This window comes from Ruthenibacterium lactatiformans, from assembly GCF_000949455.1.
Classification (GTDB): Bacteria; Bacillota; Clostridia; order Oscillospirales; family Ruminococcaceae; genus Ruthenibacterium; species Ruthenibacterium lactatiformans.
Window position 1 is genome coordinate 96,137 of record NZ_JXXK01000004.1, and the last position, 17,463, is coordinate 113,599.

General features: G+C 58.3%; 15 protein-coding genes and 1 pseudogene. 6 read left to right on the forward strand and 10 right to left on the reverse strand.

Annotation, left to right across the window (positions count from 1 at the left end; genetic code table 11):
• The first annotated feature begins 44 nt into the window (after positions 1–44).
• A complete protein-coding gene (locus TQ39_RS04630; RefSeq protein ID WP_050004722.1) occupies positions 45–2,051 on the forward strand; it encodes a hypothetical protein in 2,007 nt (668 codons plus the stop codon).
• A 242-nt stretch (positions 2,052–2,293) separates the two neighbouring features.
• Here the strand turns inward: TQ39_RS04630 and TQ39_RS04635 are convergent, their stop codons facing one another.
• Positions 2,294–2,656, reverse strand: a complete 363-nt coding sequence (locus TQ39_RS04635) for a hypothetical protein (protein WP_009325175.1) — start codon at positions 2,654–2,656, stop codon at positions 2,294–2,296.
• 241 nt (positions 2,657–2,897) lie between these two features.
• Here TQ39_RS04635 and TQ39_RS04640 point away from each other — a divergent pair, with 241 nt between their 5' ends.
• The gene (locus TQ39_RS04640) at positions 2,898–3,104 is read left to right on the forward strand and encodes a helix-turn-helix domain-containing protein (RefSeq protein WP_009325176.1); all 207 of its coding nucleotides are present in this window, start codon (positions 2,898–2,900) and stop codon (positions 3,102–3,104) included.
• 52 nt (positions 3,105–3,156) lie between these two features.
• Here the strand turns inward: TQ39_RS04640 and TQ39_RS04645 are convergent, their stop codons facing one another.
• Entirely contained in the window at positions 3,157–3,375 is a 219-nt protein-coding gene (locus TQ39_RS04645; RefSeq protein ID WP_009325177.1) for a hypothetical protein, read from the reverse strand.
• 411 nt (positions 3,376–3,786) lie between these two features.
• Between TQ39_RS04645 and TQ39_RS04650 the strand changes: the two genes are divergently transcribed.
• Positions 3,787–4,500 (forward strand): M15 family metallopeptidase, encoded by a 714-nt coding sequence (locus tag TQ39_RS04650; RefSeq protein WP_050004723.1) that lies wholly within the window; start codon positions 3,787–3,789, stop codon positions 4,498–4,500.
• 297 nt (positions 4,501–4,797) lie between these two features.
• Here TQ39_RS04650 and TQ39_RS21200 read toward each other — a convergent pair whose 3' ends face one another.
• From TQ39_RS21200 to TQ39_RS04675, 6 genes are all read right to left on the reverse strand, one after another.
• Positions 4,798–4,953 carry a hypothetical protein gene (locus tag TQ39_RS21200; RefSeq protein ID WP_167541523.1) on the reverse strand — a complete coding sequence of 52 codons (156 nt, stop codon included), beginning with the start codon at positions 4,951–4,953 and terminating at the stop codon, positions 4,798–4,800.
• Between the two features lie 121 nt (positions 4,954–5,074).
• A complete protein-coding gene (gene glgA / locus TQ39_RS04655; RefSeq protein WP_050004724.1) occupies positions 5,075–6,499 on the reverse strand; it encodes a glycogen synthase GlgA in 1,425 nt (474 codons plus the stop codon).
• A 75-nt stretch (positions 6,500–6,574) separates the two neighbouring features.
• Positions 6,575–7,696, reverse strand: coding sequence for a glucose-1-phosphate adenylyltransferase subunit GlgD (gene glgD, locus TQ39_RS04660; RefSeq protein ID WP_009325180.1), 1,122 nt, complete (start codon positions 7,694–7,696; stop codon positions 6,575–6,577).
• Complete coding sequence (locus tag TQ39_RS04665) at positions 7,690–8,904, reverse strand: glucose-1-phosphate adenylyltransferase (protein ID WP_050004725.1); 1,215 nt, start codon at positions 8,902–8,904, stop codon at positions 7,690–7,692. Before TQ39_RS04665 ends, glgD begins: the two co-directional genes overlap by 7 nt.
• A 95-nt stretch (positions 8,905–8,999) precedes the next feature.
• Positions 9,000–11,015 carry a 1,4-alpha-glucan branching protein GlgB gene (gene glgB / locus TQ39_RS04670; protein ID WP_082052118.1) on the reverse strand — a complete coding sequence of 672 codons (2,016 nt, stop codon included), beginning with the start codon at positions 11,013–11,015 and terminating at the stop codon, positions 9,000–9,002.
• A gap of 407 nt (positions 11,016–11,422) precedes the next feature.
• On the reverse strand, positions 11,423–12,358 hold the full coding sequence (locus TQ39_RS04675) for a magnesium transporter CorA family protein (RefSeq protein WP_050004727.1): 936 nt from the start codon (positions 12,356–12,358) through the stop codon (positions 11,423–11,425).
• Positions 12,359–12,818: 460 nt separating this feature from the next.
• On the opposite strand from TQ39_RS04675, the gene TQ39_RS04680 reads away from it, so the two are divergent.
• Genes TQ39_RS04680 through TQ39_RS20100 form a run of 3 tightly spaced genes read left to right on the forward strand, consistent with a single transcriptional unit; the run spans position 12,819 to position 15,317 of the window.
• On the forward strand, positions 12,819–13,058 hold the full coding sequence (locus tag TQ39_RS04680) for a FeoA family protein (protein WP_050004762.1): 240 nt from the start codon (positions 12,819–12,821) through the stop codon (positions 13,056–13,058).
• Positions 13,058–15,133: a ferrous iron transport protein B gene (gene feoB, locus TQ39_RS04685; RefSeq protein WP_050004728.1), complete on the forward strand. Its 2,076-nt coding sequence runs from the start codon at positions 13,058–13,060 to the stop codon at positions 15,131–15,133. The genes TQ39_RS04680 and feoB overlap by 1 nt, the downstream gene beginning before the upstream one ends.
• Positions 15,134–15,170: 37 nt before the next feature.
• Positions 15,171–15,317, forward strand: a complete 147-nt coding sequence (locus TQ39_RS20100; RefSeq protein WP_009325186.1) for a FeoB-associated Cys-rich membrane protein — start codon at positions 15,171–15,173, stop codon at positions 15,315–15,317.
• A 91-nt stretch (positions 15,318–15,408) separates the two neighbouring features.
• Here TQ39_RS20100 and TQ39_RS04690 read toward each other — a convergent pair.
• Positions 15,409–16,686: pseudogene (locus TQ39_RS04690) on the reverse strand (NAD(P)-dependent oxidoreductase); the annotation flags it as partial.
• Between the two features lie 200 nt (positions 16,687–16,886).
• The gene (aac(6'), locus tag TQ39_RS04695; protein WP_009325188.1) at positions 16,887–17,324 is read right to left on the reverse strand and encodes an aminoglycoside 6'-N-acetyltransferase; all 438 of its coding nucleotides are present in this window, start codon (positions 17,322–17,324) and stop codon (positions 16,887–16,889) included.
• Between the last annotated feature and the right edge of the window lie 139 nt (positions 17,325–17,463).

Consider the following 17,463-nt stretch of genomic DNA (forward strand, 5'->3'; position numbering starts at 1 on the left):
CTCCCGCGATGCGGGGATGAACGCTCTATGAGTGGAGCTATGATATGGCAAGACGAGAACTGAGACGAAAAATCACCGCGACGGTGCTCACGGTAACTGCGCTGTGCTGCCTTTTGGGCGTGTGCGCGTGGCTGCTGCTGGGCAGCAATGTGTTCAGCGACACCATCCGCATCATGATGCTGGTATGCACCGTGGTGCTGGGTGTCGCCACCATTGGCTTGCTGGTGGCCAAGGTACAGGAAATCCGTGCGCTGAGGGAGATCATCCGCAGCGAAGACGCCCAGCAGCAGAGCGAGGCCGAAACGCCTCGCCCGGAGCTGGCCCCCCTGCAGACACTGGACCATACCACCATCGAGCTTCCGCCGCTGCCGGACATCCCGGCGCCGGCTGCACAGCCCGCGCCCAAGCAGGCCAAGCAGCAGCCGAAAACCAAGCAGGGCCGCAGCAAAAAACGCGGCCGTGCAATGGAGCAGCCTGCTGCTGAGACTATGGCCCCGGCGCAGCCCGTGCTGCAGCCCATTGAGGTGGTGCCCCCCACGCCCGTCGCCCCGCCGCGCCCTGTACAGCAAGCGCCGCAGCCCGAACAGCCGTCCGTTGAACGCAAGTGGAAGCCCATTGATTTCAACGCCGCCATGCAGCAGCGCCTGGCCGAAGAAGCCGCCGCACGCCAGCGCGCCATAGAGGCCGCGCGGCGCGCCGAAGAAGCACGTTTGGCGGAAGAGGCCCGCCGCGCCGAGGAAGCACGTTTGGCGGAAGAGGCCCGCCGCGCCGAGGAAGCGCGTTTGGCGGAAGAAGCCCGCCGTGCCGAGGAAGCGCGTTTGGCGGAAGAGGTTCACCAGGCCGAGGAAGCACAGGCCGCATCGGCTCAGACGGGCCCCGTCGCAGAGGGCCCCACAGAGGACGCTGCGCCTGCATCTGTGACTGCTGGGCAGACGGACGCGGATGCAATCCCTCTCTCCTGGGACGAGCCTTCGGCTGAGATATCCTTCTCCATTCCGGAGGAACCCGCGCCGCAGCCTGTGGCCGAGGTTTCTTTCTCTATTCCCGCAGAGCCGGAACTTCAGCCTGCCGCACAAGCGGTTCCGGAAGCACAGGCGCAGCCAGCGCCTGTGTTTCCGGAACCGACGGCGGACACTGAGGCCGCCCGCCGCGCAGAAGCGAACGCCATGCGCCTGCAAGCCGCCCGCCATGCACAGGAAGCCCGCCGCTCTGCCGAGAGCCGTGCCGCCGAAGAGGCTCAGCTTGCTGCTGTTGCGCGCCAGGCTGAAGAAGCACGTCTGGCTCAGGAGACGCAGCGAGCTCAGGCATCCCAGACTGCTCAGCCCGCACCTCAGGCGGTACCTTCTCAATGCGCTCCCCAGCCGTCGAAAGCCGAACAGCCCGGTACAAACCAGTGGGTAGCATGGACGCCCATCCAGTTTGATATTCCTGCTGAACCGGTACCGCAGCAGCTTGCTGCGCCTACGCCAGAAACCACCTGGACGGCTGCAGCACCCAATGCCGCCTTCAATGAACCCGCGCGTGTCGCACAGGCCGCTCCGGCACAGGAAAAGGCTCCGCGCAAAGAAAAACGCGGTTTTCTGGGCCTGTTCGGCCGGCGTAAGCAGCAACCTGCGCCCCAACCGGAAGCAGAGCCGGTTCCGGCGCCTGTGCAGGTTCCCGCGCCTCCCCCTCAGCCGGCACCCACGCCGCAGCCCACCGTGCAGCAGCCCGAGGGCGACCAGCGCGTAAAGCTGAATGTGAAGCCGATCTCCTGGCCTGCGCCGCCTCCGCCTTCACGCAACTTTGTGCATCCGCCCCGCTCTACGATGCCGTTTACAGCCATCACACAGGAGCAGATCCAGCAGGCGCAAGCCGTACAGCGGCAAACCGCGCCTGCGGCACAGCCAATATCTGCGGCAGTGCGGGAAACTTCGCCGCAGACCGTTGCTGCTCCCGCTCAGCAGCCCACACAGCAAACCGGCGCTGCAGTTCCTCCTGTTCAGCAGCCCGCTGCACCAAAGGCTTCTCCCGTACAGACGGGTTCTCCCACGCCGTACTGGCAGGAGTAACGCAGCCTCACGGGAGTTGGCGGGAAATACAGCTGTTATTGCCGCAAACAGATTTTAACCAACACAAAACGCCTCCGGGACCACGACAGGTCCCGGAGGCGTTTTTGGCTTTTGGCATCCCATCGCTGCGGCATCTAAATATTCTTCCGAGTTTCCCATCCGCATTCGCCACGCAGTGCATACCCCGCTGCGCGAGACCGCTTGCGGTAGAATGAGCCCCGGAAAAACATCCGTTTTTCCGTTCATCCGCCTTGTCCCGCCTCATCTTGTATTGCCGGGGATGCGATCTGCTCTCTGCGGACCGCATACACCAAACGCCAGACGCCGTTCTCCAGCCGCCACAGCACCCGCACAGACTCACGCCTGCCGGAGCCTCCGGTGCGCACCGCTGTGGCACATACCGCATATTTCGGAGCGGAAAGCATCTGATAACTGTAAAGCCAATTTCCGTCCCCTTTTTCCATTCCCACCATTGTTTGGAATTGCTTCTCTATGTGTGCCAGCCCCGGCGGCGCCGGGCAGCAGACAGCACGCTCCAGCATTGCGCCGCTCACCGTGCAGCACAGCGCCAGCGCCGCAGCAAGACCCACAAACCGCTGTTTCACATATCAGCCCTCCTCCCGGACAGGCTCTCCGAGCTGCTTCTCACAGCCCTTGCACAGGCTCCATCCGTCTCAATCTTCAAGTATGGGCCCGGGAGCCGAAACGGCATCGTCCGCGCGCTTCTAAAATACCCCTCAGTCAACCCCTGCCGGACCTTTTTGTGTATTCTGCGTTCATTATACTCAATATATTTAGTATAGTCAATGATTTGAGTATGATAAAGTGAAGCAAGAGGTGGGGGAAATGATCAGCTACGAGCCGTTTTACCGCACGCTGTACCGGAAAAACATCACAGAATACCAGTTGATCTTCAAGCACGGCGTTTCGGCCAATACCCTGCACCGCATGAAGCACGGCGAGACCATCACGCTGAAAACACTGGATACCCTGTGCTTTATTTTGGATTGCCCGGTGTCGGATGTGATTGAATACCGCAGGGACGGAGAATAACAAAAGAGGCGCGCCTGTAAAGGCACGCCTCTTTTGTCTGTTTCACACGTTTTCAGCTGATGGCTTCGTAAACGCGCTGCAGCTCTTTTTCGTTTTCGCTCACAAGCATCACCGGATGCGTATAATCCAGGCTCATCAGCCCCAGAATACTTTTCGCGTCGGCAATGCTGCCCTTTCCATCGTGCACACCGATCTCATCCACACAATGGGTCGCGGCATTCATGATGTTTTTAACCTCTGTGAAGTTTGAAATTTTGATTTGCTTTACCATAACGCTTTTCCTTTCTGTAACAAACAGGCTCTTGCCCGTGCCGTAAGGTGTCCCATCTAATTTATGGAACGCTTCCCCTATCCTTACATTTGGCATTATAGCACAAATTTATACGTTTGTCTTGTGAAAATCTACCAATGCCGGTACTTTGTTCCTTCTTTCTCACTATTCAACAAATCTACATTTTCGAAGAAGCTGCTTTTGTACATATTTTCAATTATTTCTTTTATAATAGGAGATTTTTGGAATCGTTTCCAGACGGAAAATCGCCATTTTATGCTTGTTTTTACCGTCAAAAAAGCGTTTAGATTTTTGGCTTTACATAAATTGTATTTTACATCCCATATTTACAGTGCTAAAATATAGGAGCGAAAAACACATAAATGATATACGGCAAGGAAGATGATGAAAATGGCTGGCATCAATTTTTACGCTCCAGTACCGCGCGTGCGCAGCGAAAGTCTGCCCGCCTGTCCCCGTCCCCGGGATAACGGCGAATCCCTGGTGCGCATCGACGGGCTGGACGCGCGTATCCGCTATGCAGCCAGCTACCGGGCAGCAGGCATCGCCTGTGCGCCGCAAGGCTGTTGGGTACGCGAGGGGGTCGTGCCGCTGCTGCAGCAGGCGCTTGGCCTTCTGCCGGAGGACTATAGCCTGCTGATTTTCGACGCTTATCGTCCGCTGGCTGTACAGCAGGCGCTGTACGAGGAGTATTCTGCCCTGGTGCGCCGCAGCCATCCTGAATATACGCCGGAGCAGCTTGCCGCCGCAGTGGACGACTTTGTTGCGCTGCCCCACCCCAACCCTGCCCGGCCGGCTCCTCATGCCACCGGCGGCGCACTGGATCTGACGCTTTGCTATCGGGGCAGGCCGCTGCCTATGGGCACAGAGTTCGACGATTTTACGAATCTTGCCCAAACCGCATATTTCGAGACCAACGGAATGGCCGGAGAGGCGGAAGCCTTCCGCAACACACGGCGGCTCCTCTATAATATGATGACCGCCGCGGGTTTTGTGAATTACAGCGAGGAGTGGTGGCATTACAGCTATGGCGACCGTCTGTGGGCCCGCACCTTCGGCAAAACGCCCATTTACGGTTTATGTGACGAAAAAAACGTGGAGTAGGGGATGTTTGAAACAGAGGAAAGACTGTATTTCCCGCAAAAATCGAGCGGTTACAAGGCAAAAATCCTCGGAATACCTGCTGTATTCCGAGGATTTTCAGCGCAGTAAACGCCGATTCCTGTTGGGGAAGACAACTTTTTTGATTTTTCAAGCAGCCCCTGGCCTCCCAACATACAGAACGCCCCGGAACGGCAGTCCGTTCCGGGGCGCAGCTTGGCGAAAAAGCAGCGCTTTTCCGCCAAGCTGCCTACGAACAGGGCCTGCGGCCCCGTTCGCCGCGCACGGCGCGGGGTTATTTTAAATGAAAAAGGGGTTCTCCACCCCTTTTTCAAGCTTTTTCCCCGGACGCTTCTTTTCCTTCTCTGCCTTTTTCGATAGTCTGCGCCCCGGAACGGCAGTCCGTTCCGGGGCGTTCTGCATTCCTGTTCGTGCTTTGGCGAAGGCCAGCGTCATTTAGGCGCTGGCCTGTATTACGGCCTTATAGGCCGCGTGCCAAGCCACCTCTCTTAGGGGTGGGCTTGACTTCCTGCAAAACCGTGTGCAAAAACTTGCCTCTTTACAGCCTGAAGCAGCGTCACCAGAGCTGGCACACCTGCTCGTACATCTCTACATACTGCTTGGCACTGGCGCTCCAGCTGAAATCGCACTCCATGGCGCGCTTTACAAGCTGCTGCCAACCGTCGGGATATTCATACCCCGTTTTTGCGCGCAGCACCGCATTCAGCATGTCGTGGGCATTGTAACTGCGGAATGTGAAGCCGTTGCCCCAGCCGTCGCCGGAATCGTGGATGGAATCCCGCAGGCCGCCCGTCTCGCGCACGATGGGGATGGTGCCGTAACGCAACGCCACCATCTGGGACAAGCCGCAGGGCTCGGATTTTGACGGCATAAGGAACATATCCGCACCTGCGTATATTTTGCGGGCCAGCGAGGGCACAAATGCGATCTTCACGCCCACTGCGCCCGGGTTGCGGGCCGCCAGTTCGCTGAAAAAGCTCTCGTAAGCCGCTTCGCCCGAGCCCAGTACCACAAGCTGCAGGCCGCTGTTGACGATGTCCTGCGCCACATGGCGAACCAGGTCTACGCCCTTGTGGCCCACCAGCCGCGTGACCATGGCCACCACCGGAACAGGCCAATCGTGCAGGCCGAAAATCTCCTGCAGCTCCTTTTTGCACTTGGGCTTGTTCTCCGCAAAACTGTTCGCGTCGAAGTTTGCCGCAAGATTGGGATCCGTAGCCGGGTCGTAGCTTTTGACGTCGATACCATTGAGGATGCCGCACAGCTTATACTGCTTCTGGCGCAGCAGGTCGTCCAGGCCGTGGCTGTACCAGGGGTCAAGTATCTCGCCTGCATAGCTGGGCGAAACCGTCGTCACCTTGTCCGCGCACTCAATGGCGCCTTTCATGAAGTTGACACAGCCGTCATACTCCACCAGGTGCGCGTCCTGCCGTCCAATGGCCAGCGTATCCTCCAGGATCTCCATGCCGTATTTGCCCTGATACTGGATGTTATGGATCGTGAACACGGTTTTGATGCTGCGGTACTGCTCCAGATGTCGGTAATACAGGTTCAGATATACGGGCACCAGCGCCGTCTGCCAATCGTTGGCGTGGATGACGTCGGGGACGAAGTCCACATGAAACAGCATCTCCAGAATGGCGCGGGAGAAAAACGCAAACCGCTCGCCGTCATCGTAAAAGCCGTACAATCCAGTTCGTTTAAAATAGTATTCATTGTCCAAAAAGTAATATTTTACGCCGTTGTGCGTCAATTCAAACAAGCCGCAATACTGGTTGCGCCAGCCTACGGGAACCGTAAAATTTGTGATATAGGTTAGTTTTTCGCGATATTCCTGCTTCATGTCGCCGTAAAGCGGCATTACCACACGGCACGCCACCTTGCGGTTGCGGATGGCGCGGGGCAGGCTGCCCGCAACGTCGCCCAGACCGCCCGACGCGGCAAACGGGGCCGCCTCGCTGGCACAGAACAAAACGTTCATGGAAACATCTCCTTTTCTGCATCAATGCCGATGCAAGCGGGGCGGGCAGTACTGCCCGCCCCGCTCCCGGCCTGTTTACACGACGGTGTTTTTCTCTACATACACCGGGAACGATTCATTCCCGCGCAGGTGCTTGTCGGCGGTGATGGTCACATTCTTGTCGGTGACGATGTAATCCAGCGTGACGCCCGGTTCCACAGTGGTCCCCTGCATCAGCACGCAGTTTTTCACCTTCGCACCCTTGCTCACTTTTACGCCGCGGAACAGCACGCAATTTTCCACCTCGCCCTCAATGATGCAGCCGTCCGCCACGATGCAGCGGTGTACCTGGCAGTCCATGGCGTAGCGCACAGGGGCCTCGTCGCGCACCTTGGTGTATACAGGGCGCTCGGTGGGGAACAGCTGCGCTACATTTTCCGGGCACAGCAGGCGCATATTCTCGTCAAAGTAGCTCTTGATGTCATAGATGCGTGCACGGTAGCCGCTGTATTCATAACCCTGCACATGCAGGATCTTCAAACTGGGGCCCAGAATATCCCGCTCCAGGTACATGCGGTTCTGCACGGCCGCATCCTTTACCATGGCAATGAGCTCCTCGCGGTCCATCACGATGACGCCCATGGAAAGGTTCTGCACACCCATGCGGTAATCGTTCCAGCGGATCTCCGTCACACGGCCTGCATCGTCCATCGTAAACGTATAGTTATCCGTGGTGATGGGCTTTGCGATCTCCGCGCGCTCATATACCATTGTTACATTGGCGCCGCTCTTCACATGCGCGTCGATGAGATGAGCAAAATTGAGGTCAGAGGCCACGTTGCAATCGCTGATGACAACGTATTTTTCCTTTTGCTCGGCCAGAAAGTTCACAATGCTGTACAATGCTTCCACGCGGCCGTGGTACACCTTGCTCTGAGATTGCGCGTAGGGCGGCACGATGTTCAGGCCGCCGCGCTTACGAACCAGGTCCCACTCACGTCCGGAGCCTAGATGGTCCATCAGAGAATGATAATTCTTCTTTGCGATAACGGTGACGTTTTCGATGCCGGCGTTCACCATACCGGAAAGCGTGAAGTCGATCATGCGGTAGCGCCCGCCGAACGGCACGGAAGCCATGGTGCGGTGCTTTACGAGCTGCGGCACCAGCTCGTCATAGGTATTGGGGAAAATGATCCCCAGCGCGTTGATGTTTACCATAAATTCTCACCGTCCTGTACGTCTTTTTCCAGCATCGCCTTCGGCCCCACCTTGGCGTTTTCACCGATGGTGACACCTTCGCCCACAACGGCGACGCCCCATTTGGATTTATCCTCCACATTTTCGGGCCGTGCGCCCACGACGGCGCCCTTTTTAATGGTGACGTTTTCGGCGATGATGGAATAATACACCTCGGCGCCCTCTTCTACGACAGCGCCGGGCATCAGGATGGTGGATTCCACCATGGCGTCCTTTTCCACACGGGCCCCTGCAAACAGAACGCTGTTTGCAACGGTGCCTTCCACCGAGCAGCCCTCGGTGAGCATCGCATTGTCAACCAGCGCGCCGGTGCCGATGTAGTGGCCCGGACGGCCGGAGGTACGGGAATAGATTTTCCATTCCGGGTCCCATACATCCAGCGGAACATTGGGGTCCAACAGGTCCATATTGGCTTCCCACAGGCTGTCGATGGTGCCCACGTCCTTCCAGTAGCCCTCAAAGGGGTACGCAACCATACGCTGCTGGTCCGCCAGCATATTGGGAATGATGTTTTTGCCGAAATCATTGGAGGATGTTTTATCGGCTTCGTCCTCGGTCAGATATTTGCGCAGCTTCTCCCAGGTAAAGATATAGATACCCATGGAAGCAAGATTGGATTTCGGCTCCTTCGGCTTCTCCTCGAACTTGGTGATGACGTTGTTCTCGTCCGCCGTCATGATGCCGAAGCGAGACGCCTCCTCCCAGGGCACCTCCAGCACGGCGATGGTACAGTCGGCATTGCTGTCCTTGTGGAATTCCAGCATCTTGCCGTAATCCATTTTATAGATATGGTCGCCCGACAGGATGAGCACGTACTCGGGGTCGTAGCGTTCAATGAAGTTGATGTTCTGGTAAATGGCGTTGGCAGTGCCCTTGTACCAGTCGGAACCAGTGGCCGTCTGATAAGGCGGCAGCACATGTACGCCGCCGTACAGGCGGTCCAGGTCCCATGGCTGTCCGTTGCCGATGTACTCGTTGAGCAGCAGCGGCTGGTACTGCGTCAGGATACCGACTGTGTCGATGCCGGAATTGACGCAGTTGGAGAGCGGGAAATCAATGATGCGGTACTTGCCGCCGAACGGAACGGCGGGCTTTGCCAGCTTTTTGGTGAGGGCGTACAACCGTGAGCCCTGACCGCCAGCCAGCAGCATGGCGATGCATTCTTTCATGTTTTTCTCCCCTTGCCGGCGCCGGGAACGCGGCGCCCGATTTTATGTTGGCTCCCCGCCGCGCTGGGCGCGCCGGGAACAAAAGGCGGGAACGCCTATGCGTCCTTCGCCTGTTTGCCGGTGGTTTTGCGCGCCGCGGTTTTTCTTGCGGGCTTCGCCCTTGCGCCACGGGCGGCGGCTTTTTTCGGCGCCGGCCCGTCCGCTTTTGCGGGCTTTGCCGCCGGCGTACGCAGAATGACGGCGCTCATGGGCGGCACGCGCAGCGAGATGCTGTAATCAAAGCCGTGCATGGGCTGCTTCTTCGCGCGCACCGGCGCGTTGTGCTGTCCCGTGCCGCCGAATTCCTCCGCGTCGGAATTGATCAGCTCTGCATACTGCCCCGCGCGGGGCACGCCGAATTTATAGTCCGGGCGCAGCACGGGCGCAAAGTTGCACACCGCGATGACCTCGCCGCCTTTTTTATCCCGTCGCAGGAATACCACGACGTTTTGGGACGAATCGTCCGGGACGATCCACTGGAAGCCCTCCCAGGAGAAGTCCTCTTCCCACAGCGCAGGGGTTTCCTGATACAGATGATTCAGCCTGCGCACATATTCCTGCATCTGTGCGTGACGGTCGTAGCCCAGCAGCATCCAGTCCAGCTGCTGGTTCTCATTCCATTCGATGAACTGGGCAAATTCCTGTCCCATGAACAGCAGTTTTTTGCCGGGGTGCGTCATCATATAGCCATAAAATGCGCGCAGCCCCGCAAACTTCTGCTCGTAGTCGCCCGGCATTTTGTTGATGAGGCTGCATTTGCCATGCACCACCTCGTCGTGGCTGATGGGCAGCACGAAATGTTCGCTGAACGCGTAGAAAAAGCTGAACGTCACCTTATTGTGGTTGCCTGCGCGGAACAGCGGGTCCGTGCTCATATAGCTGAGCATGTCGTTCATCCAGCCCATGTTCCACTTGAAGTTGAAGCCCAGGCCTCCCTCACTGGCGGGATGGGACACCAGCGGCCACGCGGTGCTCTCCTCCGCGATGAGCAGCGCGCCGGGTTTACGTTCCAGCACGGCGGTGTTCAGCTTCTGCAAAAAAGCAACGGCCTCCAGGTTCTTGTTGTCGCCGTTGACGTTTGGCTGCCATTCGCCGTCGCGCCGGTTGTAATCCAGGTACAGCATGCTGGCCACGGCATCTACACGCAGGCCGTCGATGTGATACTCCGTCAGCCAGAACAGCGCGTTGGAGATCAAAAAGCTCTGTACCTCGGGCCGGGCGTAATCGAACACCATCGTGCCCCATTCCTTGTGCTCGGCGCGCAGCGGGTTCTGATCCTCATAACAGTTGGTGCCGTCGAACTGGTACAGCCCGAATTGGTCTTTCGGGAAGTGGGCGGGTACCCAGTCCATAATGACGCCGATGCCGGCCCGATGGCATTCATCCACAAATGCCTTGAAATCCGCCGGCGTGCCGTAGCGGCTGGTGGGGGCGAAATAGCCCGTCACCTGATAGCCCCAGCTCCCGTCGAAAGGATATTCCATCAGGGGCATCAGCTCCACGTGGGTATAGCCCATGTCCGTCAGGTAGGGAACAAGCTCCCGCGCAAGCGCCCGATAGTCAAAGGGGTTCCCGTCCGGATAGGTCCGCCAACTGCCCGCGTGCATCTCATAAATGTTCATGGGACGGTCCAGAGGGTCCCGTGCGGCAGCGCGCTTCTGCCATGCGTCATCCGTCCAGTTGTAGCAATCCTCCAGCGCGTACACCTTGCTGCAGTTCGCGGGGCGTGTTTCCGCATGGAAGGCGTACGGGTCTGCTTTGAATACCAGCTCGTCCGCCGGTGTAGTGACGCAGTATTTGTAGATATCAAACTGCCGAATGCCGGGGACGAAACGCTCCCAGATGCCTCCCTGGGGATCGATATTTTTCATCGGAGTGGCCGAGGGGATCCAGCTGTTGAAATCCCCCACCACGGAGACGGCCTTGGCGCGCGGCGCCCAAACACGGAACATCACGCCTTCGGTCTCGCCCACGTTCTCAAAATGCGCGCCGAAAAAACGCTGGCTCTCGAAGTTATTCCCCTGCTTGAATAAGTACACCGGTACATCAGCAGGCGATGCTTTCTGTTTCATTTTGAACATCCTCCCTCTCTCCGGGCGCGGGCTGGGCCGCGCCGCCGCAGCAGGGCGTTGTCCCCGCAGGCGGCACATAAGGCGCCGGCCCTTCCGGCTAAAGCACGAATGAAATGTGCAGCGCCACAGCTTTTATTACCTATAATAATACCTATTTCTTCCACAGTTTTCAAGGCTTTTCTGGTACAATTATGCAACGTCACGCCAAAAATAGCATCTATCTTTATCTATTTTGTACAAAAAAATTGTAAAACCCGCAAAGTCGCTCAAATTCTTTTCCGTTTCCTGTTATTTTTGCACAAAGGACCAGGCGTTTCTTTTATTCCCCCTGCGGCATTGCAAAAAAGAAAACCGCCGCCCGCATATTATGCAGGCAGCGGCGTGTATTGTACATCGAAATATGTCGGTCACAGCCACTTTTTCCGCACCATGACCACGACGGCCACGGCGGTGCAAAGGGCAGCGATACCAATGATGGCGAAAAAGCCGTAGGGCGAGCTTTCAAATGGAACGGGCACATTGGAACCCCAAAGGCCGAAAATGATGGACGGGATGGTAAGAATGATGGTAACGGCTGCCAGCACCTTCATTACGATGTTCAGGTTGTTGGAGATAACGGAGGCGAACGCGTCCATGGTGCCGGACAAAATGTCACGGTAGATATTACTCATCTCGATGGCCTGCTTATTCTCAATGATAACGTCCTCCAGCAGCTCGGTATCATCGGGATAATCCTTCACAAAATCCATGCGCAGCAGCTTTTCCAGCACGATCTCGTTCCCCTTGAGGGAGGTGGAAAAGTACACTAGGCTCTTTTCCAGCCCCAGCATCTGGATCAGTTCCTTGTTCTTCATCGAAAGATGGAGTTCGTTTTCCACACGGCTGCTGGCCTTATCCACCTCGCGCAGATAGAACAGGAACAGCGTGGCGTTGCGGTACAAGAGCTGCAGCGTCATGCGGTTTTTCTTTTTGGTGGAAAAATTCTTCACCGGGCTTTCGCTGAAGGCCCGCGCCAGGGCGCTTTCCTTCAGGCATACGGTGATGATGTTCTCCTCGGTGAGGATGATGCCGAACGGCAGCGTGGAATACACAAAGCCGCGGCCCTGCTGGGCCTCGACGGTGGGCGTATCCACCAGCACGAGCATATGGCCGTCCTCAAAGTCGATGCGGCTGCGTTCTTCCTCGTCGAGCGCGGCGCGCACGAGGTCCGGCTCGACGCACAGCTTGGCACACACGGTTGCCACTTCTTCCTCGGTGGGCGCGCACAGATGCACCCACGCGCCGGGCACGATCTGCTCCAGCTCGCGCAGCTTGCCATCGTCGGTAAGATAAATCGAAATCATACAATATCCCTGCTTTCCGCGCCGAAACGCACAGCCGCAGAGATCAGAAAACGGCGGTGCGCGAAGCGCTGTTCAATTTTTGCGGGCATGATCGCCCTCGAGGATCGCCCTCCACGCACTGTCACTCCCTTTTTGTGTCAGCTTTTGCGGTTCCGCCGCAGAAAAAGCCCCCGCGCGTCCAAGGATTCTTCGGTTCACGAAGTCCCCGCCGAGCAGGAGCTTTACTATTATTAGTTTATGCCCTGAGAGGGCGTTTTGTCAAGGTTTTGCGGCGTTTTCCTGCAGCCGGGGCCAAACGGCGGTTTCGACCGTCCGCATCCGGCTTGCACAAAATTTAATTGCTCTTTTCGGTTATTTTGTCGTTTTCCCGGCTTGACATCCCCGCGCCGCGCGTGTATTCTTATAGCAGAGAGTTAGCTCAGGCTAACATTTTGCATTTGGAGCAATGGGGGAAACGGATATGACGCTGGACAAACTGCCCGTCGGGCAGACGCGGCGCATTGCTGCCGTGGGCGGACAGGGCGCGCTGCGCCGCCGCCTGCTGGACATGGGCCTCACGCCGAAAACACAGGTGACCGTGCAGAAGGTAGCCCCAATGGGCGACCCCATCGAGCTGCGCCTGCGCGGCTATGAGCTTACGCTGCGCCTGGACGACGCGCGGGAAATTGCGCTGGAAGCGCCGGACGGGGAGGCGGAATAATGGTATTTGCACTCGCCGGCAACCAGAACTGCGGCAAGACGACGCTGTTCAACCAGCTCACGGGCTCCAACCAGCATGTGGGCAACTTTCCGGGCGTCACAGTGGACAAAAAAGAGGGCGTCATCCGCGGACATAATACCTGCGAACACCGCCACGGTCCCCGCAGCTGGGGCCATCCCAAAACGCCGGCTCCCGCTGTGTGCGAGATGGCCACCGTGGTGGACCTGCCCGGCATCTACTCCCTTTCACCGTACACCAGCGAGGAGATCGTCACCCGGGATTTTCTCATCAAGGAAAAGCCGGATGGTATCATCAACATCGTGGACGCCACCAACATCGAGCGCAACCTTTACCTCTCCATGCAGCTCATCGAGCTGAACCTTCCCATGGTCATCGCGCTGAACATGATGGATGAAATGCGCGCCAACGGCAACACTGTGGACGTAAACAAGCTGGAGGAGGAGCTGGGCGTACCCGTGGTTCCCATCTCCGCCGCGAAAAACGAGGGCATCGACGAGCTGATCGAGCACGCGCTGCGCGCCGCACAGCTGAAAATGCTGCCCAAGCGGCAGGATTTCTGTTCGGGCGCGGTGCACCGCTGCATCCATTCGCTGGCGCACATCGTGGAGGACCACGCCGAGGCCGCAGGCGTGCCCATGCGCTTTGCCGCCACAAAACTGGTGGAGGGCGACAAGCCCATGATGGACATGCTGCGCCTTTCGGAAAATGAGGTGGAGCTCATCGGCCACACCGTCGCGGAAATGGAAGCCGAGCTCGGCACCGACCGCGAAGCCGCGCTGGCCGATATGCGCTATGCGTTCATTGAAAAGCTGTGCGCCCAGACCGTGGTGAAAAAGGGAGAAAGCAAGGAGCATCTGCGCAGCATGCGGCTGGACCGCGTGCTGACGGGCAAATACACGGCCATCCCCATTTTTCTGGGCATCATGTTTCTGATCTTCTGGCTGACGTTCGGCGTCATCGGCACCTGGCTGAGCGACCTGCTCTCGCTGGGCATCGATGCTGTGACGTCTCTTGTGGACCGCGGGCTCACCGCTTACGGCATCAACCCCGTGGTGCACAGCCTCATCATCGACGGCGTGTTTGCGGGCGTGGGCAGCGTGCTCAGCTTCCTGCCCATTATCGTAACATTGTTTTTCTTCCTTTCCATTCTGGAAGATTCCGGCTACATGGCGCGCGTGGCTTTTGTTATGGACAAGCTGCTGCGCAAGATCGGCCTTTCCGGGCGCAGCTTTGTGCCCATGCTCATCGGGTTCGGGTGCAGCGTTCCGGCCATCATGGCCACGCGCACGCTTTCCAGCGACCGGGACCGGAAAATGACCATCCTGCTGACGCCCTTCATGAGCTGTTCCGCCAAGCTGCCCATCTATGCGGTGTTCACGGCGGCGTTCTTCCCCCAAAACGGCGCTCTGGTGATGATTCTGCTGTATGTGATGGGCATGGTCATCGGGGTGCTGATCGGCCTTTTGATGAAAAATACGATGTACCGCGGCAATCCGGTGCCCTTTGTGATGGAGCTGCCCAACTATCGTCTTCCCAGCCCCAAAAGTGTGGGGCTGCTGCTGTGGGACAAGGCCAAAGACTTTCTCACCCGCGCGTTCACGGTCATTTTCGTGGCCACCATCATCATCTGGTTTTTGCAGTCCTTCGACATCCGTCTCAACGTGGTGGCGGACAGCTCCGCCAGTATGCTGGCGGGCATCGGCAGGGTCATTGCGCCCATATTCGCGCCGCTGGGCTTTACCGACTGGCGCGCCTCTACAGCGCTCATTACGGGCTTTTCCGCAAAGGAGGCAGTCGTCAGCACCATGGCCGTGCTGACGGGCACCACGGTCTCCACCCTGGGCGAGGCACTGGGCGCCATTTTCTCGCCGCTGGCAGCGTTCAGCTTTTTGACGTTCACGCTGCTGTACTCGCCCTGTGTGGCGGCCATCGCCGCAGTCAAACGGGAAATGCGCTCCGGCTGGGGCGCGGCGTGCGTGGCGCTGTTCCAGTGTGCGGTGGCCTGGGTGTGCGCTTGCCTGGTGTACCAGATTGGCAGCCTGTTCCTCCGCTGATACATGTATCTCCGTTTCAACAGAAAGGTATTTTAGGATGGATCTTCTCGATTGGGCGCTGCTTGCGCTGGTGGCGCTGGCTTTTGGGCTGGCGTTGTACAAAACCATCGACAACAAACGCAGGGGAAAGAGCTGCGGCGGCAATTGTTCCGCTTGCGGTGCGGCCTGCTCCCGGCGGAAATAAAGCCGCCGCAGATACCCGTATGCAAAAGGTCCGTGAAGGCAACCGCCTTCACGGACCTTTCCGTTTGTTTTCCGCAGAGGCCCGACAGGCACTACCGCTGCGCGCCGTCCGGCCCCATGGCCCGTCCCTGCGCGGGCATCCCCTGCATATAAGAGTGCATGGCCTCGGCCACCCGCTTGGAGTATGCCACAGCCTGCACCACCGTCTTTGCGCCCAGCACCACATCGCCGCTGGCAAACACGCCGGGCCGCGTGGTGTGGCCCTCTTCATCGGTCACCAGCAGGCCGCGCCGGTCGGTGTCGATTCCCTTCGTAGTGCTGACGATGCGGTTGCGCGGGCCCTGGCTGATGGATACGATCACACTGTCCGCCGGGTACAGCTTCTCCGTGCCCGGTGCCTCGATGAATTCGCCGTTCTCATCCTCGCGTACATCGACGAAGATCACGCCCTCGTCCGTGATCTCCACAGGCGCTTTGCAATATTCAAAATTCACGCCCTCCAGCGTGGCGTAGCTGAACTCATGCTGGCTGGCGGCCACCTCCGGCGTGCGGGAAAAGCAGGTGAGCTGCCGCACGCCCTTGCGCAGCGCGGTGCGCGCCACATCCATGGCCGCATTGCCCGCGCCGATGACGATGACACGCTCCCCCAGGCGGAAACTGTCCGGATTGTTGAGGTAATTGATTGCAAAATGCACATGGCCCAGCGTCTCGCCCTTAATGTGCAGCGCGCGGGGCTGCCATACGCCCGTGCCGATAAAAATGGCGCGGTAGCCGTCACGGAACAGATCATCGATGCCGATGGCGCTGCCGATGGTGGTGTTGGGCCGCACACGGATTCCCTTTCGGATGAGATGGCGGTCCTCGAAATCGTCCAGCACGGTCTTAGGCAGGCGGAAATCCGGAATACCGTAGCGCAGCACGCCGCCAATCTTATCCTTGCCTTCAAAAATGGTCACCTGATAGCCGTACCGCGCCAGGATGACCGCGATGGTCAGCCCCGCGGGACCGGAGCCTACGATGGCCACCCGCATGCCGTTGGATGGCGCGGGGCCTTTTACCATCTTGGTGCTGTACGTGCTGGAAATGTAATTCTCAATGGCGGAAAAATGCACGGGCGCTCCCTTTTTGCCCAGCACACAGTGGCCCTCGCACTGGTTTTCATGGTTGCACACCAGGCTGCACACAGTGGTGAGGGGGTTATTTTCAAACAGGGTGCGCCCTGCCTCGTCCAGCCTGCCCTCCTGCAGCATCGTGATGATCTGCGGGATGGGCGTATGGATGGGGCACCCTTTCTGGCACTGGGGCGCCTTACAGTGCAAACAGCGGTTGGCTTCGTCCAGCACATGGATCGACATGGCGTTTCTCCTTTTCCTCTCAAACTTGTGAAATGTTTATCAGATATTGATATTTGCTTCACATTATGGATTTTTCGCTCATTTTCTATTGTACTGAAAAAAGCCGCAGATGCAAGCCAAATGTTGCGTTTCTGCACGTTCTCTTTACAAATCTGCCCAGCAGCGGCGGTAATTTTTGGCTCACGCATCCCGCAAAGGCTCACTCTCCACGTTCCTCACAGCCGCTTTGTGAAGCAGATGATGCGCCCCGCCTCGGCAAAGCCTGCGCGCAGATGAAACACGGCGCTTGCGGCGTTGTCCAGCCCACAGTCGCTTGCAAATTCGGCACAGCCTTTTTCCCCGGCCCACGCCTCGCAGGCGCGCAGCAGCGCCGTCGCAACGCCCCGGCCCCGGTATTCCTCTTGCACAAACACGCCTTCCAGATACCCCACCGGGCTGGTGTGCGTTCCCTCCACATAGTCGCGCCGCAGGCCGCACTGCGCAAAGCCCACGTCCGCGCCGTCCTCCCGTGCAAGAAACACCGCACCCTCCGGCCCCTGCAGATATCCCGCCAGCTCCTGTTCCAGCTCAGCCTGCGCGTGGCCCGGCCACAGCAGCTGCGCCAGAGCCGCCGCCCGGCCCGCTTCCTGCATCCCTGCCCGAATGATCTCCATGTGTTTCAGCTCCTTTGTATTTTCCCCGTCCGGCGTTTTCCCTTGAAAGAATGCACGATCCGCTCCCGAACAGTGCATACTATTCCCATATCCGGCGTGCATCCTCCAAAAATCGCGGAAGGCCGAAGGGCGCTGCGCG

Coding starts and splice junctions, on each gene's coding strand:
- TQ39_RS04630 (WP_050004722.1), top strand. CDS start 45: ATGGCAAGACGAGAACTGAGACGAAAAATCACCGCGACGGTGCTCACG.
- TQ39_RS04640 (WP_009325176.1), top strand. CDS start 2,898: ATGATCAGCTACGAGCCGTTTTACCGCACGCTGTACCGGAAAAACATC.
- TQ39_RS04645 (WP_009325177.1), bottom strand. CDS start 3,375: ATGGTAAAGCAAATCAAAATTTCAAACTTCACAGAGGTTAAAAACATC.
- TQ39_RS04650 (WP_050004723.1), top strand. CDS start 3,787: ATGGCTGGCATCAATTTTTACGCTCCAGTACCGCGCGTGCGCAGCGAA.
- TQ39_RS21200 (WP_167541523.1), bottom strand. CDS start 4,953: ATGACGCTGGCCTTCGCCAAAGCACGAACAGGAATGCAGAACGCCCCG.
- glgA (WP_050004724.1), bottom strand. CDS start 6,499: ATGAACGTTTTGTTCTGTGCCAGCGAGGCGGCCCCGTTTGCCGCGTCG.
- glgD (WP_009325180.1), bottom strand. CDS start 7,696: ATGGTAAACATCAACGCGCTGGGGATCATTTTCCCCAATACCTATGAC.
- TQ39_RS04665 (WP_050004725.1), bottom strand. CDS start 8,904: ATGAAAGAATGCATCGCCATGCTGCTGGCTGGCGGTCAGGGCTCACGG.
- glgB (WP_082052118.1), bottom strand. CDS start 11,015: ATGAAACAGAAAGCATCGCCTGCTGATGTACCGGTGTACTTATTCAAG.
- TQ39_RS04675 (WP_050004727.1), bottom strand. CDS start 12,358: ATGATTTCGATTTATCTTACCGACGATGGCAAGCTGCGCGAGCTGGAG.
- TQ39_RS04680 (WP_050004762.1), top strand. CDS start 12,819: ATGACGCTGGACAAACTGCCCGTCGGGCAGACGCGGCGCATTGCTGCC.
- feoB (WP_050004728.1), top strand. CDS start 13,058: ATGGTATTTGCACTCGCCGGCAACCAGAACTGCGGCAAGACGACGCTG.
- TQ39_RS20100 (WP_009325186.1), top strand. CDS start 15,171: ATGGATCTTCTCGATTGGGCGCTGCTTGCGCTGGTGGCGCTGGCTTTT.